This window comes from Pseudarthrobacter sp. WHRI 8279 (assembly GCF_040224115.2).
Taxonomy (GTDB): Bacteria; Actinomycetota; Actinomycetes; order Actinomycetales; family Micrococcaceae; genus Arthrobacter.
The window spans coordinates 2,051,459-2,076,095 of the sequence record NZ_CP168162.1 but is presented as its reverse complement, the minus strand read 5'-3'; the positions used below and the strand labels follow the sequence as shown (position 1 = coordinate 2,076,095).

The 24,637-nt window shown below is 62.6% G+C and carries 23 protein-coding genes; 20 read left to right on the top strand and 3 right to left on the bottom strand.

The window, feature by feature from the left end; genetic code table 11:
• Positions 1-2 precede the first annotated feature (2 nt).
• The 3 genes from ABRP28_RS09455 to rplL all read left to right on the top strand — a co-directional run bounded on the left by ABRP28_RS09455 (position 3) and on the right by rplL (position 2,458).
• Positions 3-1,121 (top strand): GNAT family N-acetyltransferase, encoded by a 1,119-nt coding sequence (locus ABRP28_RS09455; protein WP_231454779.1) that lies wholly within the window; start codon positions 3-5, stop codon positions 1,119-1,121.
• Between the two features lie 296 nt (positions 1,122-1,417).
• Positions 1,418-2,008 (top strand): 50S ribosomal protein L10, encoded by a 591-nt coding sequence (gene rplJ / locus ABRP28_RS09450; protein ID WP_350002081.1) that lies wholly within the window; start codon positions 1,418-1,420, stop codon positions 2,006-2,008.
• A gap of 75 nt (positions 2,009-2,083) precedes the next feature.
• Positions 2,084-2,458 carry a 50S ribosomal protein L7/L12 gene (gene rplL, locus ABRP28_RS09445; RefSeq protein ID WP_066277893.1) on the top strand — a complete coding sequence of 125 codons (375 nt, stop codon included), beginning with the start codon at positions 2,084-2,086 and terminating at the stop codon, positions 2,456-2,458.
• 133 nt (positions 2,459-2,591) lie between these two features.
• On the opposite strand, the gene ABRP28_RS09440 is transcribed toward rplL, so the two are convergent.
• Together ABRP28_RS09440 and ABRP28_RS09435 are read right to left on the bottom strand one after the other, a co-directional pair.
• Positions 2,592-3,089, bottom strand: coding sequence for a YbaK/EbsC family protein (locus tag ABRP28_RS09440; protein WP_350002079.1), 498 nt, complete (start codon positions 3,087-3,089; stop codon positions 2,592-2,594).
• Positions 3,089-4,288: an acetyl-CoA C-acetyltransferase gene (locus tag ABRP28_RS09435; protein WP_350002144.1), complete on the bottom strand. Its 1,200-nt coding sequence runs from the start codon at positions 4,286-4,288 to the stop codon at positions 3,089-3,091. Before ABRP28_RS09435 ends, ABRP28_RS09440 begins: the two co-directional genes overlap by 1 nt.
• Positions 4,289-4,557: 269 nt before the next feature.
• On the opposite strand from ABRP28_RS09435, the gene ABRP28_RS09430 reads away from it, so the two are divergent.
• The 8 genes from ABRP28_RS09430 (at position 4,558) to ABRP28_RS09395 (ending at position 18,059) form a co-directional block, all read left to right on the top strand.
• On the top strand, positions 4,558-5,031 hold the full coding sequence (locus tag ABRP28_RS09430; RefSeq protein ID WP_350002078.1) for a hypothetical protein: 474 nt from the start codon (positions 4,558-4,560) through the stop codon (positions 5,029-5,031).
• A gap of 336 nt (positions 5,032-5,367) precedes the next feature.
• Complete coding sequence (gene rpoB, locus ABRP28_RS09425; RefSeq protein WP_231454775.1) at positions 5,368-8,877, top strand: DNA-directed RNA polymerase subunit beta; 3,510 nt, start codon at positions 5,368-5,370, stop codon at positions 8,875-8,877.
• 114 nt (positions 8,878-8,991) lie between these two features.
• Positions 8,992-12,891, top strand: a complete 3,900-nt coding sequence (locus ABRP28_RS09420; protein WP_174176741.1) for a DNA-directed RNA polymerase subunit beta' — start codon at positions 8,992-8,994, stop codon at positions 12,889-12,891.
• 456 nt (positions 12,892-13,347) lie between these two features.
• Positions 13,348-13,722 (top strand): 30S ribosomal protein S12, encoded by a 375-nt coding sequence (gene rpsL, locus ABRP28_RS09415; protein ID WP_009358312.1) that lies wholly within the window; start codon positions 13,348-13,350, stop codon positions 13,720-13,722.
• A gap of 1 nt (position 13,723) precedes the next feature.
• Positions 13,724-14,194 carry a 30S ribosomal protein S7 gene (gene rpsG, locus ABRP28_RS09410; protein ID WP_026531948.1) on the top strand — a complete coding sequence of 157 codons (471 nt, stop codon included), beginning with the start codon at positions 13,724-13,726 and terminating at the stop codon, positions 14,192-14,194.
• 68 nt (positions 14,195-14,262) lie between these two features.
• The gene (fusA, locus tag ABRP28_RS09405; RefSeq protein WP_102975114.1) at positions 14,263-16,377 is read left to right on the top strand and encodes an elongation factor G; all 2,115 of its coding nucleotides are present in this window, start codon (positions 14,263-14,265) and stop codon (positions 16,375-16,377) included.
• Between the two features lie 264 nt (positions 16,378-16,641).
• On the top strand, positions 16,642-17,832 hold the full coding sequence (tuf, locus tag ABRP28_RS09400) for an elongation factor Tu (RefSeq protein WP_056334246.1): 1,191 nt from the start codon (positions 16,642-16,644) through the stop codon (positions 17,830-17,832).
• A 101-nt stretch (positions 17,833-17,933) separates the two neighbouring features.
• The gene (locus tag ABRP28_RS09395; protein WP_350002075.1) at positions 17,934-18,059 is read left to right on the top strand and encodes a hypothetical protein; all 126 of its coding nucleotides are present in this window, start codon (positions 17,934-17,936) and stop codon (positions 18,057-18,059) included.
• A gap of 22 nt (positions 18,060-18,081) precedes the next feature.
• Here ABRP28_RS09395 and ABRP28_RS09390 read toward each other — a convergent pair whose 3' ends face one another.
• Entirely contained in the window at positions 18,082-19,518 is a 1,437-nt protein-coding gene (locus tag ABRP28_RS09390; RefSeq protein ID WP_350002074.1) for a GH1 family beta-glucosidase, read from the bottom strand.
• 397 nt (positions 19,519-19,915) lie between these two features.
• Between ABRP28_RS09390 and rpsJ the strand changes: the two genes are divergently transcribed.
• Genes rpsJ through rplP form a run of 9 tightly spaced genes read left to right on the top strand, consistent with a single transcriptional unit; the run spans position 19,916 to position 24,637 of the window.
• On the top strand, positions 19,916-20,224 hold the full coding sequence (gene rpsJ, locus ABRP28_RS09385; RefSeq protein WP_003803825.1) for a 30S ribosomal protein S10: 309 nt from the start codon (positions 19,916-19,918) through the stop codon (positions 20,222-20,224).
• 17 nt (positions 20,225-20,241) lie between these two features.
• A complete protein-coding gene (rplC, locus tag ABRP28_RS09380; protein ID WP_013601833.1) occupies positions 20,242-20,892 on the top strand; it encodes a 50S ribosomal protein L3 in 651 nt (216 codons plus the stop codon).
• Positions 20,893-20,896: 4 nt separating this feature from the next.
• Positions 20,897-21,520, top strand: coding sequence for a 50S ribosomal protein L4 (rplD, locus tag ABRP28_RS09375; RefSeq protein ID WP_066277873.1), 624 nt, complete (start codon positions 20,897-20,899; stop codon positions 21,518-21,520).
• Entirely contained in the window at positions 21,517-21,822 is a 306-nt protein-coding gene (gene rplW / locus ABRP28_RS09370) for a 50S ribosomal protein L23 (protein ID WP_102975110.1), read from the top strand. The genes rplD and rplW overlap by 4 nt, the downstream gene beginning before the upstream one ends.
• Positions 21,823-21,851: 29 nt before the next feature.
• Positions 21,852-22,691 (top strand): 50S ribosomal protein L2, encoded by an 840-nt coding sequence (rplB, locus tag ABRP28_RS09365; RefSeq protein WP_066277871.1) that lies wholly within the window; start codon positions 21,852-21,854, stop codon positions 22,689-22,691.
• Between the two features lie 12 nt (positions 22,692-22,703).
• A complete protein-coding gene (rpsS, locus tag ABRP28_RS09360) occupies positions 22,704-22,985 on the top strand; it encodes a 30S ribosomal protein S19 (RefSeq protein WP_003803803.1) in 282 nt (93 codons plus the stop codon).
• Positions 22,986-23,023: 38 nt separating this feature from the next.
• Positions 23,024-23,389 carry a 50S ribosomal protein L22 gene (rplV, locus tag ABRP28_RS09355; RefSeq protein ID WP_009358304.1) on the top strand — a complete coding sequence of 122 codons (366 nt, stop codon included), beginning with the start codon at positions 23,024-23,026 and terminating at the stop codon, positions 23,387-23,389.
• A complete protein-coding gene (gene rpsC, locus ABRP28_RS09350) occupies positions 23,390-24,220 on the top strand; it encodes a 30S ribosomal protein S3 (protein ID WP_079596673.1) in 831 nt (276 codons plus the stop codon). It abuts the gene before it with no gap.
• Positions 24,221-24,637: a 50S ribosomal protein L16 gene (rplP, locus tag ABRP28_RS09345; RefSeq protein WP_013601829.1), complete on the top strand. Its 417-nt coding sequence runs from the start codon at positions 24,221-24,223 to the stop codon at positions 24,635-24,637.

Sequence of the window (24,637 nt, the reverse complement as noted above, 5' to 3'; positions counted from 1 at the left end):
CAATGGCACAAGACGTGAAGATCGAGCAGCTCTGGATCCCTGATTCACTTGAGGCACCGGACGCAGCGGACTTCCTTGCCGCCGTCGAAGTGGGACGAAAAGTCCGCATGCAGACCTGGGGCAGCGACGACCTTGCCTACGGCCCCTTGGAAAAGCTTCTTGAGTTCGCGGATCCCTATGAGCGGCAGCTGATCCTCGTAGCCAAGGTGGACGGGGAGATCGTGGGCACCGTTGATATCGCGCTGCCCCTCACGGACAACCTGGACCTCGCGGAGTTCACGCTGGACATCCTGCCCGAGTTCCAGCGCCAGGGCGTCGGTAGGCGGTTGCTCCAGGCAGCGGAGCAACTGGCCCGCAATGAGGGCCGCACCATGATCCTGGTGGATACCAACCATCCGGGCGCATCCCTTCACGAATTCGAGCGCGCCCAGCTGGTCCCCGGATCGGGGCAGGGCTTCGTGCCGCTGGAGAGCCGCGAAGTGGAGTTCGCCCAGCGCACCGGCTACACCCTGCAGCACATTGAGCAGTTCAGTTCGTGCCTGCTGCCACTGGACTCGAAGCTGGTGGCGGACCTGCAGGCCGAAGCGGAGGAAGCAAACAACGGCAGGTACCGGCTGCACCATTGGACGGACCGGTGCCCGGACCGCTGGCTGGAGGCCGTAGCTGTCCTTGAAAACCAGGCCGGGGCCGACGTCGATCCGTCACTGCACGTGCCGGTGGAGCAGGACATGGTGTTCGACGGCGCCATCCTCCGGGAGGCCGAAGATGTGGCCATTGCGCAGGGCAGGCGGACGGTGGTCACCGCCGTCGAGCATCTCGCCAGCGGGGCGCTGGTGGGCCTGACCACCATCACGGTGCTTGCTCACCGCGCGGACGTGGTTTTCCAGGACGATACGCTGGTCCTGCAGGAGCACCGCGGGAACAAGCTGGGGCTCCTGATCAAGGTGGCGAACATGGAGCGGCTGACTGAGCAGTTTCCGGACGCCCGGGTCATCTACACCTGGAACGCCCCGGAAAACCGGTACCTCCTGACCGTCAACCAGCAGTTGGGATTCCGGACCGCGGGCGTGACGGGGATATGGCAAAAGGAGCTTCCGCACCTTGGCACCAGCAACAGCTGACTGCCGATTTGGCGCAGCGGCGGGACCTCCCGTAGACTGGGATGACCAAAGACCGTCGGTTGTTGGAAATCCACTCCCTTGAACATAGCTCAACTCTGTAGTTGTGCGCGGGGGACTGAAGCGGATTTCCGGACGAAGGACCCTCAACGCAGGGCGGCCGGCGCAGGTGAACGAAGCAAAGCTCCACGGGATACCTGTGTTGAGCCAAGCCCCGTGCATCTGCGCGGGGCGTTTTTAGTTTTAGCTCATCCGAGCGGGGACCGTCGAATACCGGCACTATCCCCGGAAGGAGGGTTATGGCAACGCCTATCAAGGTTTCAGCAGTAGCTGAGATCACCAACGATTTCAAGGAATCGAACGCCGCTGTCCTGACCGAATACCGCGGGCTCACCGTTGCACAGCTCAAGCAGCTGCGTGTTTCTCTCGGCCAGGACACCAAGTTCGCGGTCGTCAAGAACACCCTGACCGCCATTGCAGCCAAGGAAGCCGGCGTTGAAGCATTCAACGACCAGCTCTCCGGCCCCACTGCAATCGCGTTTATCAAGGGTGACGCAGTTGCCGCTGCCAAGAGCCTGACGGATTTTGCCAAGACCAACAAGCAGCTGGTCATCAAGACCGGTTACTTCGAGGGCAAGGCACTGAACGCCAGCGAGGTTGCCGCCCTGGCAGCACTCGAGTCCCGCGAGCTGCAGCTCGCCAAGGTTGCAGGCGTCCTCAAGGCCCCTGCTGCCGCCGCTGCACGCATCATCGATGCCCTGCGCCTCAAGCTTGAAGAAGAGAACGGTGCACCGGCAGCTGCCGCGGCGCCCGCCGCTGAAGAAGCTCCGGCCGCAGAAGCAGCAGAGACCGAAGCTCCGGCCGAAGCCGCAGCCACCGAAGAGAACTAATTCTCTTTTAGACCAGACTCCGGTGTGAAGCACGGCCGCGTGCCGCTGAGCACCACAACAGGAAGGACGCCTACCATGGCGAAGCTCACCAACGAAGAGCTCATTGAAGCTTTCAAGGAACTGACCATCATCGAGCTCTCCGAGTTCGTCAAGCTCTTCGAAGAGACCTTCGAAGTTACCGCTGCTGCTGTTGCTGTTGCTGGCCCCGCCGGCGCTGCTGCTGAAGAGGTTGAAGAGAAGACTGACTTCGACGTCGTCCTCGAAGCTGCCGGCGACAAGAAGATCGCAGTGATCAAGGAAGTTCGCGCCATCACTTCCCTGGGCCTCAAGGAAGCCAAGGACCTGGTTGACAGCGCTCCCAAGGCTGTCCTCGAAGGTGCAACCAAGGAAGCTGCCGAGAAGGCCAAGGAGCAGCTCGAGGCTGCAGGCGCAACCGTTACCCTCAAGTAGTAACGCGCTTTTTCCTCAGGAAGCCCCGTCCACCTTTGTGGGCGGGGCTTCTTGCGTTCCCGGCGAAAGCAGGTCGCTAAGTGCCGTTATGGGGCCCAAAACGGCACTTAGCGCTACCTGGTTGGGTGGGAAGTCAGGCGGGGTCGCTGATGTCCGCGACGACGGCGTCCAGGGCAGCGGTCAGGGCGTCCGCGTCTACGAAGGCGCTGTACCCGTGGGCACCGGCACCCATCGAGATCCGCCGCCCGGTGATGCTGGCGTCCGCGTAGACCGGCCAGCTGCTGGTGCTGCCCAGCGGCGTGATGGTTCCGCGTTCGTAGCCCGTCGCTTCCAGCGCCACGTCGGCGGGCGGCAGGGACAGCTTGTTGACACCGACCAGGGTCCGCAGCTTGGGCCAGGAAATCTGGCGGTCGCCGGGGATCAGTGCAAAAAGGAACGTACCGTCCTTGTGCTTGACCACCAGTGACTTGACGATGTCTGCAGGGCTGATTCCCAGAATGCCGGCTGCTTCTTCGAGGCTTTTGGCGGCCGGCCTTTCCACGATGTCCACCGCCAGGCCGCGGGCCTCGGCATCGGCCAGGAAGCGTCCGTGTCCGGCGCCATCGGCCCCGTTCACAGGTGAACCGGCCATCAGTCGCGGTAAAGCAGGAGCGCTTCGCCCTGCCCCCCGCCACCGCACAAGGATACGGCGGCTTTGCCCGTTCCGCGGCGCTTCAACTCATGTGCGGCATGGACGGCCAGCCGTGCACCCGAGGCACCGATGGGATGGCCAAGGGCGATGGCCCCGCCGTGGATGTTGCACTTTTCCAGTGGGTAGTCCAGGTCCTTGAGCGACTGGACGGCCACGGACCCGAATGCTTCGTTAATTTCGATGAAATCAAGGTCAGCAACGGTCCAGCCGGCCCGTCCCAGGGCATTCTTGATGGCGTTGGACGGCTGTGAATGCAGTGAGTTGTCCGGTCCTGCAACCTGCCCGGGCTTTCCCAGGACGGCCAGGTACTCCAGGCCATGTTCCTCGGCGTAGCCGCGGGATGCCAGCACCAGGGCTGCGGCCCCGTCCGACAGGGGAGAGGAGTTCCCGGCGGTGATGGTACCGTCCGTCACGAAAGCTGCACGGAGCCCGGCCAGGGAGTCCACCGAGGTGTTCGGGCGCACGCCCTCGTCAGCGGACACCACGATGGGATCGCCTTTGCGCTGCTTGACGCTGACCGGAACGATTTCATCGTCGAACGTTCCATTCTTGGCGGCCAGCGCAGCCCGCTGATGGGACTGGGCCGCCACGTTGTCCTGCGAGGTGCGGTCAATGCCCAGGGCAAGATTCCGGGTCTCGGTGGACAGGCCCATTGACTGGCCGTCGAAGGCGTCCGTCAGGCCATCGTGCGCCGCAGCGTCCAGCGCCTGGATCGAACCGTAGGTCCAGCCCTGCCGCGAGCCGGGAAGCAGATGCGGGGCCCGCGTCATGGACTCCTGGCCGCCGGCCACCACCACTTCCGCTTCGCCGCCGCGGATCATCCGTGCGGCATCGATCACCGCCGTAAGCCCCGACAGGCAAACCTTGTTGATTGTCATCGCGGGGACGTCCCAGCCGATACCGGCACCTATTGAACTTTGCCGGGCCGGGTTCTGGCCGGCACCCGCCTGCAGAACCTGGCCCATGATGACAGCCTGCACGTCACCGGCGTCCACACCGCTGGCGTCCAGGGCGCCCTTGATGGCCCGGGAACCCAGTTCCACTGCGGTGAAGCTTGCCAGCTGCCCATTGATCCGGCCCTGCGGGGTGCGCACTGCTGCGAGGATGACAACGTCAGTGTTGTCACGGGAGTTGCCCATGGTTATCTCTTCCATTCCGTTTTCCGGTGTGTGCCACCAAGGCTATCGTGACCCTGGTCACCTAAGTATTCAAACGCCTGGCGCGCTGTGTGCATTCCGTCGCCACGGTGAAGCCTGCCCGCCGCGGCAGCCATACGGCAGGAGAGGCGGGGGAGGGGAGAGGTCCCCATTCTCTGAGCGTGCACGACGACGGCGGCGTGCGTAGGCTGGACCGCGGACATTATTGCAGGGGGAGCAGGTCCCTGCCCCGGAACGGTTGGAGCAGCAGCGTGAAAAAGATCCTCGCCACGGCGGCAACCGCGGCCCTCGCAGCGCTTACCGCGTGTTCCGTATCCGTGCCCGCCTCGGAGGCACCCTCCGCGGTGTCAACCCAGCCGGAGCCAAGCTCCACCCGCACAAGTGGTTCCGCCGGCGGCAGCGCCGGGCCGCCGTCGTCGTCCCCTGCCAATGGCACCAAGGTAGCGTGCGAGCTCTTCAACTCCCTGGTCGAAAGCTACGCGGCCGTCCCGCCCAACGACTCCGAAGCCTATGAGGACATCTACCTGCGGGCCGAAGAGGCCAAGGAGACGGTGTCCGGTGACCTGCGCGGCCTGTTCGCCTCCTTGAGCCTGCTGGCCATTGACCATTCGGGTGCGGCCGGTTCCGGCGGCGGTCCCGCGCAGGAATCACAGGACGCGGTCCGGGACGCCGTCTTTGCCAACGCCGGGACCTGCACGGACGCGGGAGTCACCCTGCGGCTGTAGTCCCGCTGCCCACAGCCCCACCCGAGCGGATCACGGGAGCGGCGTTCCGGATCGGCGCAAAACCGGTGCTTGCATTCCGGGCGGACATGGGGTAGACATGTAGGTTATTTTGCCGTATCGTAGATATTTGCGTCTTCCCTGTTTACCTTCAGCCTTCATATAGCGGTGGGCTTTGCCTTGCAGCTGACTATCAACGTGCCGTCAACAACGTCACAGCATGGTCAGCGCGGGCCCCGGGTCATATAGCGGAACCGGATGGTAGCACTGCGGAGCATTCCGCAGGGTGCACAGCGGGGGAGATCTGAAAACGCCTGAAGGTCTGTGGAAGGATCCCTCTTGGTCGCCTCGAGCACCTCTAATAACGAAACCGCTAACACTGCCGACAGCACTGATGGTGCCACTCGCCGGCTCTCATTCGCAAAGATTCACGAACCTCTTGACGTTCCGAATCTGCTTGCCCTGCAGACTGACAGCTTTGACTGGCTGGTCGGTAACGAACGCTGGCAGGCACGCGTAGCGAAGGCTGTCGAAGAAAACGATCTCAGCGTCGCCACGACGTCCGGCCTGTCGGACATCTTTGAAGAGATCTCCCCGATCGAGGACTTCCAGGGCACCATGTCCCTGAGCTTCTCGGATCCGGAGTTCGCTGATCCCAAGTACACCATGGCCGAGTGCAAGGACCGGGACGCTACGTACTCCGCTCCGCTGTACGTCAAGGCCGAGTTCATGAACAACAACACGGGCGAAATCAAGCAGCAGACCGTGTTCATGGGCGACTTCCCGCTGATGACCGAGAAGGGCACCTTCGTGGTCAACGGCACGGAGCGTGTCGTCGTCTCCCAGCTGGTCCGTTCCCCGGGCGCCTACTTTGAGCGCGCCGCCGACAAGACCAGCGACAAGGACATCTTCACCGCGAAGATCATCCCGTCCCGCGGCGCCTGGTTCGAGCTCGAAATCGACAAGCGCGACCAGGTCGGCGTCCGCCTCGACCGCAAGCGCAAGCAGTCCGTCACCGTGCTGCTGAAGGCCCTCGGCTGGACCGAAGGCCAGATCCTCGAAGAGTTCGGCCAGTACGACTCCATGCGCGCAACGCTGGAGAAGGACGCCACCGAGACCCGCGAAGACGCGTTGCTGGACATCTACCGGAAGCTGCGCCCGGGCGAGCCGCCCACCGTCGAGGCTGCCCAGTCTCTGCTGGACAACCTGTACTTCAACTCCAAGCGCTACGATCTGGCCAAGGTTGGCCGCTACAAGATCAACCGCAAGCTCGGAATTGACCGCTCCCTTGGCGACAAGGAAGCCTCGGTCCTGCACGTTGAAGACATCGTTGCCATGATCAAGTTCCTCGTTGCGCTGCACGCCGGCGAGAAGACCATCAAGGGCACCCGTGACGGCCAGGAAGTTGACCTGCGCGTCGAAATCGACGACATCGACCACTTCGGCAACCGCCGCATCCGCGCCGTCGGCGAGCTCATCGAGAACCAGGTCCGTACCGGCCTGTCCCGCATGGAGCGCGTTGTCCGCGAGCGTATGACCACCCAGGACGTCGAGGCCATCACGCCGCAGACCCTGATCAACATCCGCCCCGTGGTTGCAGCGATCAAGGAGTTCTTCGGAACCTCCCAGCTGTCGCAGTTCATGGACCAGAACAACCCGCTTTCGGGTTTGACCCACAAGCGCCGCCTGTCGGCCCTTGGCCCGGGTGGTCTGTCCCGTGACCGCGCCGGCATGGAAGTCCGTGACGTGCACCCGTCCCACTACGGACGTATGTGCCCCATCGAAACCCCTGAAGGCCCCAACATTGGTCTGATCGGTTCGCTGGCATCCTACGGACGCATTAACCCGTTCGGCTTCATCGAGACGCCGTACCGCCTCGTCAAGGACGGCGTCGTTTCCGACGACGTCCAGTACCTGACGGCCGACGACGAGGCTGAGGTGCTGATCGCCCAGGCCAACGCGCCGCTGGACGAGAACAAGAAGTTCGCCGAAGAGACCGTCCTGGTCCGTGCCCGTGGTGGTGGAGGCGAGCCCGTGCTCGTGCCCGCCGAGGACGTCGAGTTCATGGACGTTTCCCCGCGCCAGATGGTGTCCGTGGCTACCGCCCTGATCCCGTTCCTTGAGCATGACGATGCAAACCGCGCACTCATGGGTGCCAACATGCAGCGCCAGGCCGTGCCGCTGGTCCGTTCCGAGGCCCCCTTCGTGGGCACCGGCATGGAGCGCGCCGCAGCCGTCGACGCCGGTGACGTTGTCATCGCCAAGAAGGCCGGTGTGGTCACCGAGGTTTCCGCCGAGCTCGTCATCATGCTTAACGACGACGGCACGGAGACCAACTACCGCATCAACAAGTTCGCCCGGTCCAACCAGGGCAACTGCTACAACCACCGTGTCCTGGTGAACGAAGGCCAGCGCCTGGAAGTTGGCGGCATCATCGCCGACGGCCCGGCAACGGACCAGGGCGAACTCGCCCTCGGCAAGAACCTGCTCGTGGCATTCATGTCATGGGAAGGCCACAACTTCGAGGACGCCATCATCCTCTCGCAGCGCATTGTTGCCGAGGACGTTCTTTCCTCCATCCACATCGAGGAGCACGAGATCGATGCCCGCGACACCAAGCTTGGTGCCGAGGAAATCACCCGTGACATCCCCAACGTGTCCGAGGAAGTCCTAGCGGGCCTGGACGAGCGCGGCATCATCCACATCGGTGCCGAGGTTGAAGCAGGGGACATCCTGGTCGGAAAGGTCACCCCGAAGGGTGAAACCGAGCTGACCCCGGAAGAGCGCCTGCTGCGCGCCATCTTCGGTGAGAAGTCCCGCGAAGTGCGCGACACCTCCCTGAAGGTTCCCCACGGCGAGTCCGGCACCGTCATCGGCGTGCGCGTCTTCGACCGCGACAACGACGACGAGCTGCCCCCGGGCGTCAACCAGCTGGTCCGCGTCTACGTCGCTGCCAAGCGCAAGATCACCGACGGTGACAAGCTCGCCGGACGCCACGGCAACAAGGGTGTTATCTCGAAGATCCTCCCCGTTGAGGACATGCCCTTCCTTGCCGACGGCACCCCCGTTGATATCGTCCTGAACCCGCTGGGTGTCCCGGGCCGTATGAACGTGGGCCAGGTGCTCGAAACGCACCTCGGCTGGGTTGCCAAGACCGGCTGGAAGATCGAAGGCGAGCCGGAGTGGGTCAAGCAGCTGCCGAACCTGCCGCGCGAAAGTGGCCAGACCACTGTTGCAACGCCGGTGTTCGATGGCGCCCGCGAAGAGGAAATCACGGGCCTGCTGGACTCCACCAACGTGACCCGCGACGGCGAACGCCTGATCAACTCCTCCGGCAAGACCCGCCTGTTTGACGGCCGCTCCGGCGAGCCGTTCCCGGATCCGATCTCGGTCGGCTACATGTACATCCTGAAGCTCCACCACCTGGTGGACGACAAGATCCACGCGCGCTCCACCGGCCCGTACTCCATGATCACGCAGCAGCCGCTGGGTGGTAAGGCACAGTTCGGTGGCCAGCGCTTCGGTGAAATGGAAGTGTGGGCGCTCGAAGCTTACGGCGCCGCCTACACGCTCCAGGAACTCCTCACCATCAAGTCTGATGACATCCATGGCCGCGTGAAGGTTTACGAAGCCATCGTCAAGGGCGAGAACATCCCGGAGCCGGGTGTTCCCGAGTCCTTCAAGGTCTTGATCAAGGAAATGCAGTCGCTGTGCCTGAACGTGGAAGTTCTTTCCACGGACGGAACCACAATTGAAATGCGTGACTCTGATGACGCAGTCTTCACGGCTGCGGAGGAACTGGGTATCGATCTGTCCCGTGCAGAGCCCAGTTCCGTAGAAGAGGTCTAGCAGGTGGGCGTACCGGGAAATGCGCCACCCGCGCTGTCTTATTCCGGTACGCTCCCTCCCTCATCCCGCACCCAAGACTTCAGAATTTAGAGAACAAGAGAGAACAGGGACCATATGTCCAGCGAATCCTCCTTCGGCCTCATGCAGATCGGCCTCGCCACCGCGGAAGACATCCGCGGCTGGTCTTACGGCGAGGTTAAGAAGCCGGAAACCATCAACTACCGCACGCTCAAGCCCGAGAAGGACGGCCTCTTCTGCGAGAAGATCTTCGGCCCGTCCCGGGACTGGGAATGCTACTGCGGCAAGTACAAGCGCGTGCGCTTCAAGGGCATCATCTGTGAGCGTTGTGGCGTTGAAGTCACCCGCGCAAAGGTCCGCCGCGAACGCATGGGACACATCGAGCTTGCCGCTCCCGTTACCCACATCTGGTACTTCAAGGGTGTTCCCTCCCGCCTGGGCTACCTCCTTGACCTGGCACCGAAGGACCTCGAGAAGGTCATCTACTTCGCTGCCTACATGATCACCAGCGTCGATGAAGCTGCCCGCCACGAGGAACTGCCCAACCTGCAGGTTGAGCACGACATCGAGAAGAAGCAGCTGATCGACAACCGCGACTCCGACATCGCTGCGATCGCCCGCGACCTTGAGGGCGAAATTGCCCGCCTTGAGGGTGAAGGCGCGAAGGCTGCCGACAAGAAGAAGGCACGCGACTCCGCCGACCGCCAGATGGCCAACGTGCGCAAGCGTGCCGACGCCGACATCGAGCGCCTCGAGCAGGTCTGGGACCGCTTCAAGAACCTCAAGGTCGCTGACCTCGAAGGTGACGAAGGCCTGTACCGCGAGCTGCGCGACCGTTACGGCATGTACTTCGAAGGCTCCATGGGTGCCGAGGCCATCAAGAAGCGTCTTGAAAGCTTCGACATGCAGGCCGAGTCGGACCTGCTGCGCGACATCATCGCCAACGGCAAGGGCCAGCGCAAGACCCGTGCCCTCAAGCGACTGAAGGTGGTCAACGCGTTCCTCACCACCAACAACAGCCCGCTTGGCATGGTCCTCGACGCCGTCCCGGTGATCCCGCCGGAACTGCGCCCCATGGTCCAGCTGGACGGTGGCCGCTTCGCGACCTCCGACCTCAACGACCTGTACCGCCGTGTGATCAACCGCAACAACCGCCTCAAGCGCCTGCTTGACCTGGGTGCTCCGGAGATCATCGTCAACAACGAGAAGCGCATGCTTCAGGAAGCTGTTGACAGCCTCTTCGACAACGGCCGCCGCGGCCGTCCGGTCACCGGACCGGGCAACCGTCCGCTGAAGTCCCTGAGCGACATGCTCAAGGGCAAGCAGGGCCGTTTCCGCCAGAACCTCCTCGGCAAGCGCGTCGACTACTCCGGCCGTTCGGTCATCGTCGTCGGCCCGCAGCTGAAGCTGCACCAGTGCGGCCTGCCCAAGCAGATGGCGCTGGAGCTCTTCAAGCCGTTCGTGATGAAGCGCCTGGTTGACCTCAACCACGCCCAGAACATCAAGTCGGCCAAGCGCATGGTTGAGCGTTACCGTCCGCAGGTCTGGGACGTGCTGGAAGAGATCATCACCGAACACCCGGTGCTGCTCAACCGTGCACCTACCCTGCACCGCCTGGGCATCCAGGCGTTCGAGCCGCAGCTTGTTGAAGGCAAGGCCATCCAGCTGCACCCGCTGGTTTGTGGCGCCTTCAACGCTGACTTCGACGGCGACCAGATGGCAGTCCACCTGCCGCTGAGCCCCGAAGCCCAGGCTGAGGCCCGCATCCTGATGCTGTCCTCGAACAACATCCTGAAGCCCTCTGACGGACGTCCGGTCACCCTGCCCTCGCAGGATATGATCATCGGCCTCTACCACCTGACCACCAAGCGCAAGGGTTCAGCTGGCGAAGGCCGCATCTTCGGTTCGGTTTCGGAAGCCATCATGGCGTTCGACGCCCGCGAGCTGCACCTGAACTCGCAGGTCAAGATCCGCCTCGAAGGCTTCGTGCCGTACGCCGGCTGGGAAGCTCCGGAAGGCTGGGAGCAGGGTCAGCCCGCGCTCGTCCAGACCTCCCTGGGCCAGGTCCTCTTCAACGAGACCCTGCCCGAGGACTACCCCTGGGTTGAAGCTGTTGCCGACAAGGGTGAACTGTCCCGCATCGTCAACGACCTCGCCGAGCGCTACCCGAAGGTCGTCACCGCGGCAACGCTGGACAACCTGAAGGATGCCGGTTTCTACTGGGCCACCCGTTCAGGCGTCACCGTCGCCATCTCCGACATCGAGGTTCCGGCTGCCAAGCCGGAGATCCTTGCCGGGTACGAGGAGCGGGCCGCCAAGATCCAGGGCCAGTACGACAAGGGCCTGATCGACGACGACGAGCGTCGCCAGGAACTGATCGAGATCTGGAACAAGGCAACCAACGAGATCGCCCAGGCAATGCGCGACAGCCTGTCTCCGATGAACACCATCAACCGCATGGTGTCCTCCGGTGCACGTGGTAACTGGATGCAGGTCCGCCAGATCGCGGGTATCCGTGGCCTGGTGGCCAACCCGAAGGGTGAAATTATTCCCCGTCCCATCAAGTCCTCCTACCGTGAGGGCCTGTCGGTTCTGGAATACTTCATCGCCACGCACGGTGCCCGTAAGGGTCTTGCTGACACCGCTCTGCGTACCGCCAACTCGGGTTACCTGACCCGCCGCCTGGTGGACGTCTCCCAGGATGTCATCGTCCGCGAAGAGGACTGCGGCACCGAGCGTGGCCTGGTCACGCCCATCGCCGTCGCCGATTCCAACGGTGAGCTGGTCCTGGACGAGAACGTCGAGAACAGTGCCTACGCACGTACGCTCGCCGTTGACGTCGTGGACTCCGAGGGCAAGGTCCTCGCAGCCGCCGGCACCGACTGCGGTGACGTGGTCATCGACGAGCTGTTCAAGGCAGGCATCACCGAGGTCAAGGTCCGCTCCGTACTCACCTGTGAGTCCAGCGTCGGCACCTGTGCACTCTGCTACGGCCGCTCGCTGGCCACCGGCAAGACCGTGGACATCGGCGAAGCCGTGGGCATTATCGCCGCACAGTCCATCGGTGAGCCCGGTACCCAGCTGACCATGCGTACGTTCCACACCGGTGGTGCTGTTTCCGCCAGCGGCGGCGACGACATCACCCAGGGTCTGCCCCGTATCCAGGAGCTCTTCGAAGCCCGTACTCCGAAGGGTGTCGCACCGATTGCTGAAGCAGCCGGCCGCATCACCATCGAAGAGTCCGAGCGCCAGATGCGCCTGGTCATCACCCCCGATGACGGAACCGAAGAGATCGCCTACCCGGTCCTGCGCCGTTCACGCCTGCTGATCGAGGATGGCGACCACGTCACCGTCGGCCAGAAGCTGATCAACGGACCGGTGGATCCCAAGCAGGTCCTGCGCATCATGGGTCCGCGTGCGGCACAGAAGTTCCTGGTGGACGAAGTCCAGGGCGTGTACCGCAGCCAGGGCATCGGTATCCACGACAAGCACGTCGAGGTTATCGTCCGCCAGATGCTGCGCCGCGTCACGGTCATCGAGTCCGGCGAATCGGACCTGCTGCCCGGCGAGCTCGCCGAGCGCAGCCGCTTCGAGGACGCCAACCGCCGTGTTGTGTCCGAGGGCAAGACTCCGGCTTCCGGACGTCCTGAGCTCATGGGCATCACCAAGGCGTCGCTGGCCACCGAGTCCTGGCTGTCCGCGGCTTCCTTCCAGGAGACCACCCGCGTCCTGACGCAGGCGGCCATGGAAGGCAAGAGCGACCCGCTGCTCGGCCTCAAGGAGAACGTCATCATCGGTAAGCTGATCCCGGCCGGCACGGGCCTCCCGCGCTACACCGAGGTCACCGTCGAGCCCACTGAGGAAGCAAAGGCCAACCTGTTCACCGGCCCCAGCGCATTCAGTGACTTCTCGTACGACACCCTGGGTGGGGACGGAGCTCCTGAGTTCCACGCCATCCCGCTGGATGACTACGACCTGGGCAACGACTTCCGGTAACAGGCAGTCTTAGCCACGGGATGGTCCTTCACCGCAAGGTGGGGGACCATCCCTGCTTAACCATCGGCTGCTCCGTAACTGTCGTTTAGGGCTGTCAAAACGACAGTTACGGAGCAATCGATGGGGAGTGCGGCTCCGATTAAGGGGCAGGGGCCGTCCATGCTAGACTTGTTACCAATTGTTATTGTGGCAGTGGATGAGTGCGCCGGTTCCAGCCTTAGGGCTTGAACCAGAGCGACGTTTCCGGTTTGCAGGGTTCTTGTGCAACGTATGCCACATTTTTGCATGCCTAGGGACCGTTGAAGACGCGAGTCAGGTCATTCCCTGCGTATGCGATCCGACTATTAAGGCTTCGCCTTCGCCGCCTTGGAGATCTTCTTCGAGGCCCAGGCGGCGGGGCAACGCAAAGGAGAGTGGCCGGAAGCGGCCACTCCGGATAAAACGGAGAACACGAGAGTGCCTACGATTAACCAGCTGGTCCGCAAGGGCCGCACGCCTAAGGTCTCAAAGACCAAGGCTCCCGCGCTTAAGGGCAGCCCCATGCGCCGCGGTGTTTGCACCCGCGTCTACACCACCACCCCGAAGAAGCCGAACTCGGCTCTGCGTAAGGTGGCGCGTGTACGCCTCAACGGCGGCGTGGAAGTAACCGCCTACATCCCCGGTGTTGGCCACAACCTGCAGGAGCACTCCATTGTGCTCGTCCGCGGTGGTCGTGTGAAGGACCTTCCGGGTGTCCGCTACAAGATCGTCCGTGGCGCCCTCGATACCCAGGGTGTCAAGAACCGTAAGCAGGCACGCAGCCGCTACGGCGCAAAGATGGAGAAGAAGTAATATGCCTCGCAAGGGTCCGGCCCCCAAGCGGCCGCTCGTACTAGATCCCGTTTACGGCTCCCCGCTGGTCACCCAGCTCATCAACAAGGTGCTCGTTGACGGCAAGAAGTCCACGGCAGAGCGCATTGTTTACGGTGCCCTCGAAGGCGCCCGCGCCAAGTCCGGCGGCGACCCCGTCGCAGCCCTCAAGAAGGCCATGGACAACGTCAAGCCTTCCCTTGAGGTCCGCTCACGCCGCGTCGGTGGCGCCACCTACCAGGTTCCGGTTGAGGTCAAGCCGGGCCGCTCCACCGCCCTCGCACTGCGCTGGCTGGTTGGCTACTCCAAGGCCCGCCGCGAAAAGACGATGACCGAGCGCCTCCAGAACGAAATCCTGGATGCATCCAACGGTCTCGGTGCCGCTGTGAAGCGTCGCGAAGACACCCACAAGATGGCCGAGTCCAACAAGGCCTTCGCACACTACCGCTGGTAATACTCCCGGGCGCCGCCGGCTCAACCGAGCCGGCGGCGAACGCGTAGTCAATCCCAAAAGGAGACCCCGTGGCACAGGACGTGCTTACCGACCTTAGTAAGGTCCGCAACATCGGCATCATGGCCCACATTGATGCCGGCAAGACCACCACCACCGAGCGCATCCTGTTCTACACGGGTGTGAACCACAAGATCGGCGAAACGCACGACGGCGCTTCGACCACTGACTGGATGGAACAGGAAAAGGAACGCGGCATCACCATCACGTCTGCCGCCGTGACCTGCTTCTGGGAAAACAACCAGATCAACATCATCGACACCCCTGGCCACGTTGACTTCACCGTTGAGGTTGAGCGCTCCCTGCGCGTCCTCGACGGTGCCGTTGCCGTCTTCGATGGCAAGGAAGGCGTTGAGCCGCAGTCCGAGACCGTTTGGCGCCAGGCTGACAAGTACAACGTTCCCCGCATCTGCTTCGTCAACAAGATGGACAAGCTGGGCGCTGACTTCTACTTCACCGTAGACACCATCATCAGCCGCCTCGGTGCCAAGCCGCTGGTCATGCAGCTCCCCATCGGCGCCGAGAACGACTTCATCGGCGTTGTGGACCTGCTCTACATGCGTGCACTCGTGTGGCCCGGCGACGCCAAGGGCGACGTGACCATGGGTGCGAAGTACGAGATCCGCGAGATCCCGGCTGACCTCCAGGAAAAGGCCGAGGAGTACCGCGCGAACCTCGTTGAGACCGTCGCCGAGTCCTCCGAGGAACTCATGGAGAAGTACCTCGAGGGTGAAGAGATCTCGATCGACGAGCTCAAGGCCGGCATCCGCAAGATGACGATCAACTCCGAGCTCTACCCGATCTTCTGCGGCTCCGCGTTCAAGAACCGTGGCGTTCAGCCGATGCTCGATGCAGTCGTCGACTACCTGCCGAACCCCCTCGACGTCCCCCCGATGGTCGGCCACGATCCTCGCGACGAAGAGAAGGAACTGACCCGCAAGCCTTCTTCCGAAGAGCCGTTCTCCGCACTGGCCTTCAAGATTGCCGCGCACCCCTTCTTCGGCCAGCTCACCTTCATCCGCGTGTACTCCGGTCACGTGGAAGCAGGCGCCCAGGTGGTCAACTCCACCAAGGGCAAGAAGGAGCGCATCGGCAAGCTGTTCCAGATGCACGCCAACAAGGAAATGCCTGTTGAAGGCGCTACCGCCGGCCACATCTACGCAGCCATCGGTCTGAAGGACACCACCACGGGCGACACCCTGTGCGACTCCGCCAACCAGATCGTCCTCGAGTCCATGAGCTTCCCGGAGCCCGTGATCTCGGTTGCCATCGAGCCGAACACCAAGGGTGACCAGGAGAAGCTCTCCACGGCCATCCAGAAGCTCTCCGCTGAGGATCCCACCTTCCAGGTGTCCCTCAACGAAGACACCGGCCAGACCATCATCGCCGGCATGGGCGAGCTCCACCTGGACATCCTGGTGGACCGCATGCGCCGCGAATTCAAGGTCGAGGCAAACGTGGGCAAGCCCCAGGTTGCCTACCGCGAAACCATCAAGCGCGCCGTCGAACGCCACGACTACACGCACAAGAAGCAGACCGGTGGTTCGGGCCAGTTCGCAAAGATCCAGATCGCGATCGAGCCGCTGGACACTGCCGAGGGCGAGCTGTACGAGTTCGAGAACAAGGTCACTGGTGGCCGCGTTCCCCGCGAGTACATCCCGTCGGTTGACGCGGGTATCCAGGATGCACTGAACGACGGCGTCCTGGCCGGTTACCCGGTTGTCGGCATCAAGGCGACGCTGGTTGACGGCGCCTACCACGATGTTGACTCCTCGGAAATGGCCTTCAAGATCGCCGGCCGTATGGCTTTCAAGGAAGCTGCACGCAAGGCAAACCCGGTCCTGCTCGAACCGCTGATGGATGTTGAGGTCCGCACCCCTGAGGAATACATGGGTGAAGTTATCGGTGACCTCAACTCCCGCCGTGGCCAGATGCAGTCCATGGAAGATGCACAGGGCGTCAAGGTCATCCGTGCGCACGTTCCGCTGTCCGGCATGTTCGGCTACATCGGTGACCTGCGCTCGAAGACCCAGGGCCGGGCTGTGTACTCCATGACGTTCAACAGCTACGCCGAGGTCCCGAAGGCAGTTGCCGACGAGATCATCCAGAAGACCCGCGGCGAATAGTCTTCCGGACTGTTCGCAGCGAACAACCTCGGGTGTGCTTTCCGATTCCGGCAAGCGCAGCCGGTGCAGGTGGCCGGGTCCCGGCCGGAGCCATCCGGCCAAGCCGGTTCCGGCCATCTGCACGAACAGGCTCGAGGGACTAGTATTAGTTCCTGAATCTGCAATTTCACCAATCCAAAGCCCCCCAAGTAGACTTACCTGAGTTTCCGCCGCGACAAGCGCGGCTGAAGGGTATGTCATTTGAAAACGTTCTAGGAGGAACCTGTGGCAAAGGCAAAGTTCGAGCGGACTAAGCCGCACGTCAACATCGGCACCATCGGTCACGTTGACCACGGTAAGACGACGCTGACGGCCGCCATTTCCAAGGTGCTGTACGACAAGTACCCGGATCTCAACGAGAAGCGCGACTTCGCGTCGATCGACTCTGCTCCCGAAGAGCGTCAGCGTGGCATTACCATCAACATCTCCCACGTGGAGTACCAGACCGAAAAGCGCCACTACGCACACGTAGACGCCCCGGGTCACGCTGACTACATCAAGAACATGATCACCGGTGCTGCCCAGATGGACGGCGCTATCCTCGTGGTCGCCGCTACTGACGGCCCCATGGCACAGACCCGCGAGCACGTCCTGCTCGCCCGCCAGGTTGGTGTTCCCTACCTGCTGGTCGCACTGAACAAGGCCGACATGGTTGACGATGAGGAACTGCTGGACCTCGTTGAAATGGAAGTTCGTGAGCTCCTGAGCTCGCAGGGCTTCGATGGTGACGAAGCACCCGTGGTTCGCGTTTCCGGCCTCAAGGCCCTGGAAGGCGACCCCGAGTGGGTCAAGTCCGTTGAGGACCTGATGGCCGCAGTCGACGAGTCCGTTCCGGACCCCGTACGTGATCGCGACAAGCCGTTCCTCATGCCCATCGAGGACGTCTTCACCATCACCGGCCGTGGCACCGTTGTTACGGGCCGCGCCGAGCGTGGCACCCTCGCCATCAACTCCGAGGTCGAGATCGTCGGCATCCGCCCGGTCCAGAAGACCACGGTTACCGGTATCGAGATGTTCCACAAGCAGCTCGACGAAGCATGGGCCGGCGAGAACTGTGGCCTCCTGCTCCGCGGTCTGAAGCGCGACGATGTCGAGCGTGGCCAGGTTGTCGTCAAGCCGGGATCCATCACCCCGCACACCGACTTCGAAGCCAACGTCTACATCCTCTCCAAGGACGAAGGCGGACGTCACAACCCGTTCTACTCCAACTATCGCCCGCAGTTCTACTTCCGTACCACGGACGTAACCGGCGTTATCACCCTGCCCGAGGGCACGGAAATGGTTATGCCTGGCGACAACACTGAGATGACCGTTGCGCTCATCCAGCCGATCGCAATGGAAGAGGGCCTCGGCTTCGCAATCCGCGAAGGCGGCCGCACCGTTGGTTCAGGACGCGTTACCAAGATCATCAAGTAATTCTTGTTGAACTGAAGAACAGCCCCGCTGCTACTGCAGCGGGGCTGTTCTTTTTGGTTAACCCGTCCCTGATACTGTTGCTTGACCGAAAGGAGCTCATCATGGGCTGGCTTATTTTCCTGATCATCGCAGTTGCCGTCGTCGCAGGGGTGTTCTGGGCCAAGAAGCACTTCCGCCACGAGATCGACCGCGCCAAGCGGATCAACCGGGCAAACAAGAACCTGTAGCTCGCGCCTCGCAGGACCGGAGCTATGCGTTGCGGGCTTTCCGCGCGCGGCTGAGGGACTGGTACCAGTAGAAGGACTCTTTCGGGGTTCTCTCCTGCGTCTTGAAGTCGACATGGATTAATCCGAATCGTTGGGAGTACCCGGCGGCCCATTCGAAGTTGTCCATCAGCGTCCACACGTAGTATCCGCGCAGGTCCACACCTTCTGCGATCCCGCAAGGGGCAGTTGCATCGAGGGCAGCTCCCAGATGCGTCGCCAGGTATTTCACCCTTTCCTCGTCGGCCAAAGTTCCGGAAACCGTGTCCGGTTCCGGGAAGCTGGCGCCTCCCTCGGTGATGTAGACCGGGGGCAGGGCCTGGCCGTAGCGGTCCTGGAGTTCCTTCAGGAGGACCCCCAAGTGATCCGGAGCCACAGGCCAGCCGAACCCGGTGCTGCTGTATTCCGGATAACCCACCTCGTGGAAAGGCAGCCTCGCGACGGCCTTATGTACGTCCGCCGGAATTGACGCTGTGCCGCGCCCCAGGGCAACCTTCACCGGGAAGTAGTAGTTGAGACCGTAGAAATCCAAGGGCTGGTGGATGGTGCGAAGGTCGGCGTCGGAAATTTTACCGATGGACCGGAGCCACGGCCGGGCGTACAGCGGAAGGGCAGGATAGCGGCCCAGCAGAACAGGATCTGCATAGATCCTGTTCATGAGCAGATCGTAGAGGTGCGCCACCAGCCGGTCGCCGAGCTTTCGGCTTGCCGGCCGGACTGGGGCATGCAGGTTGGTTACGCCGATGCCCCCGGCGACGCCGGCGGCGCGCAGGGCCTGCGCGCCAAGGCCATGAGCCAGCAGCTGGTGATGGATGGACGGAAGCGCATCGAACATCAGCGCATGGCCCGGGGCGTGGACGCCGAGGGCGTACCCGTTCAGGGTTACCGAGACCGGTTCGTTGAGCGTAACCCACTGGGCAACACGGTCCCCAAAACGCTCGCCTGCGGCGCTGGCGTAGTCGCCGAAGCGCTCGGCTGTCTCCCGGTTCAGCCAGCCGCCGCGGTGTTCCAGCGGCAGCGGCGTGTCCCAGTGGTACAGAGTGGCCATGGGAGAAACCCCGGCGGCAAGCAGCTGTTCCAGCAGCCGGTCGTAGAAATCGAGGCCCTCCTTGTTGAAAGCCCCACGCCCGTCGGGTTGGATCCGAGGCCAGGACAGCGAAAAGCGGTAGGAGTCCACGCCGAGCTCCCGGAGCAGCGCGACGTCCTCCGGCAGCCTGTTGTAGTGGTCGCACGCGACGGCGGGGGAGTGGCCATCCATGATGGTGCCGGGCTTCTCGGCGAAGGCGTCCCACCCTGACGGTCCGCGCCCGCCGTCGGCCAGTGCTCCCTCGATCTGGAAGGCCGCGGCCGCGACCCCCAGAGTGAACGACGGCGGCATGCGGCCCGCCAGTTCGGTCGCCGAATCGGTGCTCTCCAAAGTCATCCCCCTATCATCCATTCGGAAATCACCCGGGGCAATGGGGCCAGGCAGGACCGCGTGCAGGGGAGTGCCGGAGGTACCGATTCGCTTCTGTCGCTAAATTCCGGCATACTAGATGAGTTGTTCAAGCGCTTCTTCGTGTCCCGATCCGGATAATGCCGGGTGTCAGGGTCCAAGTGGAAGACCAAACATAACCCACTCCCCATGGAATAGCGGATGTGTATGCGTGCCAAGCGCGACACGCCCGACCGCGGGGGTCGGTTGCGCCGGCAAGGTGAGGAACCCGGATTCATCCGGATTCAGTTTGTGCGGCGGGTGGTAGTTACGACTTCAAATGCTTCGGCAGCCATACAACACGTAAGTAAACAGAGCAGCATTTACTGAAAGAGAGTCAGGCGACATGGCGGGACAAAAAATCCGCATCCGGCTGAAGTCATACGACCACGAGGTCATTGACGTTTCAGCACGGAAGATCGTTGAGACGGTCACGCGCGCAGGCGCAACGGTAGTGGGCCCCGTGCCGCTGCCTACGGAGAAGAACGTGTACTGCGTCATCCGCTCTCCGCACAAGTACAAGGACAGCCGCGAGCACTTTGAAATGCGCACGCACAAGCGTCTTATCGACATCATCGATCCCACGCCGAAGGCTGTTGACTCGCTTATGCGTCTCGACCTGCCGGCTGACGTGAACATCGAAATCAAGCTGTAGGGAGGTGCTGAGAGACTATGACCGCAACCCGTAACGTAAAGGGCCTGCTGGGCACGAAGCTCGGCATGACCCAGGTCTGGGACGAGAACAACAAGCTCATCCCCGTCACTGTGGTCCAGGCAGATTCGAACGTCATCACCCAGCTGCGCAACGCAGAAGCTGATGGCTACGTCGCCGTTCAGATCGGCTACGGCCAGATCGATCCCCGCAAGGTCACCAAGCCGCTGGCTGGTCACTTTGAAAAGGCAGGCGTCACGCCTCGCCGCCACGTCGTCGAACTCCGTACCGCAGATGCTGCTGAGTACGAGCTGGGCCAGGAGCTCTCCGTAGAGGTCTTCGAAGCCGGCCAGAAGATCGACGTCATCGGCACCACCAAGGGTAAGGGCTTCGCCGGTGTTATGAAGCGTCACGGCTTCCACGGCGTTGGAGCTTCCCACGGTGCCCACAAGAACCACCGTAAGCCCGGTTCAATCGGTGGCGCATCCACCCCGAGCCGCGTCTTCAAGGGCATGAAAATGGCCGGCCGCATGGGCGCCGTTCGTCACACCACGCTGAACCTCACGGTCCACGCGGTTGACGTCGAGAAGTCGCTGCTCCTTATCAAGGGTGCCGTCCCCGGCGCCCGCGGCCAGGTCGTCCTCGTACGCACCGCCGTGAAGGGAGCCTAGTCCAATGGCTAACACTGTCCAGGTTGACCTGCCTGCAGAGATCTTCGACGTTCAGACCAACGTGCCGCTGCTGCACCAGGTTGTCGTTGCCCAGCTCGCTGCTGCTCGCCAGGGTACCCACAAGACCAAGACCCGCGCCGAAGTTTCCGGTGCAGGACGCAAGCCGTTCAAGCAGAAGGGCACCGGCCGCGCCCGTCAGGGTTCCATCCGTGCTCCTCACATGACCGGCGGTGGCGTTGTCCACGGTCCCACCCCGCGTGACTACAGCCAGCGCACCCCCAAGAAGATGATTGCTGCTGCACTTCGCGGCGCTCTGTCTGACCGGGCACGCAACGGCCGTATCCACGTCGTCGCAGAGCTGGTTGAAGGCACCAAGCCCTCCGCCAAGGCTGCACTCGCAGCACTGCGCGGTGTTTCCGACCGCAAGAACCTGCTGGTCGTCATCGAGCGCGCCAACGATGTTGCTGCACTGTCCGTGCGCAACCTCGCCGGAGTTCACGTTCTGTACGCAGACCAGCTGAACACCTACGACGTTCTCGTCTCTGATGACGTTGTCTTCACCAAGGCTGCCTACGACGCATTCGTTGCCGGCAAGGCAGTGGCAAAGAATGAGGAGGATGCCAAGTGAGTGCAGCCACCATCAAGGATCCCCGCGACGTCGTGCTTGCACCCGTCGTGTCGGAAAAGAGCTACGGCCTGATCGACGAGGGCAAGTACACCTTCCTGGTGGACCCCCGTTCGAACAAGACCGAGATCAAGCTGGCCGTGGAGAAAATCTTCTCCGTCAAGGTCGACTCGATCAACACCATCAACCGTGCCGGTAAGCGCAAGCGCACCAAATTCGGATGGGGTACCCGCAAGAACACCAAGCGTGCGATTGTCACCCTCAAAGAAGGCACCATCGACATCTTCGGCGGTCCGCTCTCGTAGCGGAGACCACTTTAACGAGGAAATAAATTATGGGAATCCGTAAATACAAGCCGACTACCCCGGGCCGTCGTGGCTCGAGCGTAGCGGACTTCACCGAAATCACGCGGTCGACGCCGGAAAAGTCGTTGGTACGTCCGCTGCCCAAAAAGGGCGGCCGTAACAACACCGGTAAGATCACCACCCGTCACAAGGGTGGCGGACACAAGCGCCAGTACCGTCTGATCGACTTCCGTCGTCACGACAAGGACGGCGTGGACGCCCGCGTTGCTGAAATTGAGTACGATCCGAACCGTACGGCTCGCATCGCCCTCCTGCACTACGTTGATGGCACCAAGCGTTACATCATCGCCCCGAACAAGCTGTCCCAGGGTGACTTCGTAGAGGCCGGCGCCAACGCTGACATCAAGCCTGGCAACAACCTGCCCCTGCGCAACATCCCGGTGGGTACCGTTATCCACGCAGTTGAACTGCGTCCGGGTGGCGGCGCCAAGATGGGCCGCTCCGCCGGCGCATCGATCCAGCTCGTTGCAAAGGAAGGCCGTTTCGCCCAGCTGCGCCTGCCTTCCGGCGAAATCCGCAACGTTGACGTGCGCTGCCGCGCAACCGTCGGCGAGGTCGGCAACGCCGAGCAGTCGAACATCAACTGGGGCAAGGCCGGCCGCATGCGCTGGAAGGGCGTCCGCCCGACCGTCCGTGGTGTCGCCATGAACCCGGTTGACCACCCGCACGGTGGTGGTGAGGGTAAGACGTCCGGTGGACGTAACCCCGTCAACCCCAACGGTCAGCGGGAAGGCCGCACCCGCCGCCCCAACAAAGAGAGCGACAAGCTTATTGTTCGTCGCCGTCGTACTGGCAAGAACAAGCGATAGGAGCCTGGACACATGCCACGCAGCCTGAAAAAAGGTCCTTTCGTCGACCAGCACCTCTTTGTGAAGGTAGCCAGGGAAAACGAAAAGGGCACCAAGAACGTCATCAAGACCTGGTCCCGCCGTTCGATGATCATCCCCGACATGCTCGGACACACGATCGCCGTACACGACGGACGCAAGCACATCCCGGTGTTTGTCACTGAGTCGATGGTCGGGCACAAGCTCGGCGAATTCGCTCCCACGCGGACATTCCGCGGCCATGTCAAGGACGACCGTAAGGGCAAGCGCCGCTAGGCGCCTGCACTTACGTCAAAGACGAGAGAAGGAAAGCAATGGAAGCCAAGGCAATTGCGCGCCACATCCGCGTAACGCCTATGAAGGCCCGGCGCGTCGTCAACCTTGTTCGTGGATTGCAAGCGAATGAGGCTCTGGCAATTCTGAAGTTTGCCCCCCAGGCAGCTTCAGAGCCGGTATTCAAGGTAGTACAGTCGGCAATCTCCAACGCCCGGGTCCTCGCGGACCGCGACGGCGTGGCGTTTGACGAAGGTGACCTCATCATCAGCGAAGCGTTTGTTGATGAAGGCCCGACCATGAAGCGGTTCCAGCCGCGTGCCCAGGGTCGCGCATTTCAGATCAAGAAGCGCACGAGCCACATCACCGTGGTAGTCGCTACCCCGGAGAAAGAGGAGGCTCGCTAAGTGGGACAGAAAGTAAACCCGCACGGGTTCCGACTCGGCATCACCACCGATCACGTATCGCACTGGTTCGCTGACAGCACCAAGGCCGGCCAGCGGTACAAGGACTTCGTTCGCGAAGACATCCGCATCCGCCAGCTCATGTCCACGGGCATGGAGCGCGCCGGTATCGCCAAGGTTGAGATCGAGCGCACCCGTGACCGCGTCCGCGTGGATATCCACACGGCCCGTCCCGGCATCGTCATTGGCCGCCGTGGAGCAGAAGCAGACCGCATCCGCGGCGAGCTCGAAAAGCTCACCGGCAAGCAGGTCCAGCTGAACATCCTCGAGGTCAAGAACCCCGAGATGGAAGCACAGCTTGTTGCCCAGGGCGTTGCTGAGCAGCTGACTTCACGTGTGGCATTCCGCCGCGCCATGAAGAAGGCCATGCAGTCCGCGCAGCGTGCAGGTGCCAAGGGCATCCGTATCGCCTGCTCCGGTCGACTGGGTGGCGCTGAAATGTCCCGCTCGGAGTTCTACCGCGAAGGCCGTGTGCCCCTGCACACCCTCCGCGCGAACATCGACTACGGCTTCTACGAAGCCAAGACCACCTTCGGCCGCATCGGCGTGAAGGTCTGGATCTACAAGGGTGACGTCACCGCCAAGGAACTGGCCCAGCAGGCCGCTTCCGCCCCGTCCCGCGGACGCTCCGGCGACCGTCCGGGCCGCCCGGGTGGCGCTGACCGTGGTGACCGCCGCCGTCGCAACGACCGCCCGGCCGCTGACGCAGCTCCTGCTGCCGAAGCACCGGCAGTTGAGGCAGCACCTGCTGCTGCAGAAGGAGGACAGGCTTAAATGCTTATCCCACGTCGAGTCAAGCACCGTAAGCAGCACCACCCGGGTCGTTCCGGCGCTGCTACGGGCGGTACCAAGGTCTCCTTCGGTGAGTACGGCATCCAGGCCCTGAGCCCGGCATACGTCACCAACCGTCAGATCGAGTCTGCCCGTATTGCGATGACCCGCCACATCAAGCGTGGCGGCAAGGTCTGGATCAACATCTACCCGGACCGTCCCCTGACCAAGAAGCCTGCCGAAACCCGCATGGGTTCCGGTAAGGGTTCACCGGAATGGTGGGTCGCAAACGTCAAGCCGGGCCGGGTTCTCTTCGAGATCTCCGGTGTCGAGGAATCGGTAGCCCGCGAGGCACTGCGCCTGGCAATCCACAAGCTCCCGTTGAAGGCACGCATTCTGCGTCGCGAAGGTGGTGAATAG

Coding starts and splice junctions, on each gene's coding strand:
- ABRP28_RS09455 (WP_231454779.1), top strand. CDS start 3: ATGGCACAAGACGTGAAGATCGAGCAGCTCTGGATCCCTGATTCACTT.
- rplJ (WP_350002081.1), top strand. CDS start 1,418: ATGGCAACGCCTATCAAGGTTTCAGCAGTAGCTGAGATCACCAACGAT.
- rplV (WP_009358304.1), top strand. CDS start 23,024: ATGGAAGCCAAGGCAATTGCGCGCCACATCCGCGTAACGCCTATGAAG.
- ABRP28_RS09420 (WP_174176741.1), top strand. CDS start 8,992: ATGTCCAGCGAATCCTCCTTCGGCCTCATGCAGATCGGCCTCGCCACC.
- rplL (WP_066277893.1), top strand. CDS start 2,084: ATGGCGAAGCTCACCAACGAAGAGCTCATTGAAGCTTTCAAGGAACTG.
- ABRP28_RS09435 (WP_350002144.1), bottom strand. CDS start 4,288: ATGGGCAACTCCCGTGACAACACTGACGTTGTCATCCTCGCAGCAGTG.
- ABRP28_RS09395 (WP_350002075.1), top strand. CDS start 17,934: ATGGGCTGGCTTATTTTCCTGATCATCGCAGTTGCCGTCGTCGCAGGG.
- rpsG (WP_026531948.1), top strand. CDS start 13,724: ATGCCTCGCAAGGGTCCGGCCCCCAAGCGGCCGCTCGTACTAGATCCC.
- rplC (WP_013601833.1), top strand. CDS start 20,242: ATGACCGCAACCCGTAACGTAAAGGGCCTGCTGGGCACGAAGCTCGGC.
- rplB (WP_066277871.1), top strand. CDS start 21,852: ATGGGAATCCGTAAATACAAGCCGACTACCCCGGGCCGTCGTGGCTCG.
- ABRP28_RS09390 (WP_350002074.1), bottom strand. CDS start 19,518: ATGACTTTGGAGAGCACCGATTCGGCGACCGAACTGGCGGGCCGCATG.
- ABRP28_RS09440 (WP_350002079.1), bottom strand. CDS start 3,089: ATGGCCGGTTCACCTGTGAACGGGGCCGATGGCGCCGGACACGGACGC.
- rpsS (WP_003803803.1), top strand. CDS start 22,704: ATGCCACGCAGCCTGAAAAAAGGTCCTTTCGTCGACCAGCACCTCTTT.
- rplD (WP_066277873.1), top strand. CDS start 20,897: ATGGCTAACACTGTCCAGGTTGACCTGCCTGCAGAGATCTTCGACGTT.
- rplP (WP_013601829.1), top strand. CDS start 24,221: ATGCTTATCCCACGTCGAGTCAAGCACCGTAAGCAGCACCACCCGGGT.
- rpsJ (WP_003803825.1), top strand. CDS start 19,916: ATGGCGGGACAAAAAATCCGCATCCGGCTGAAGTCATACGACCACGAG.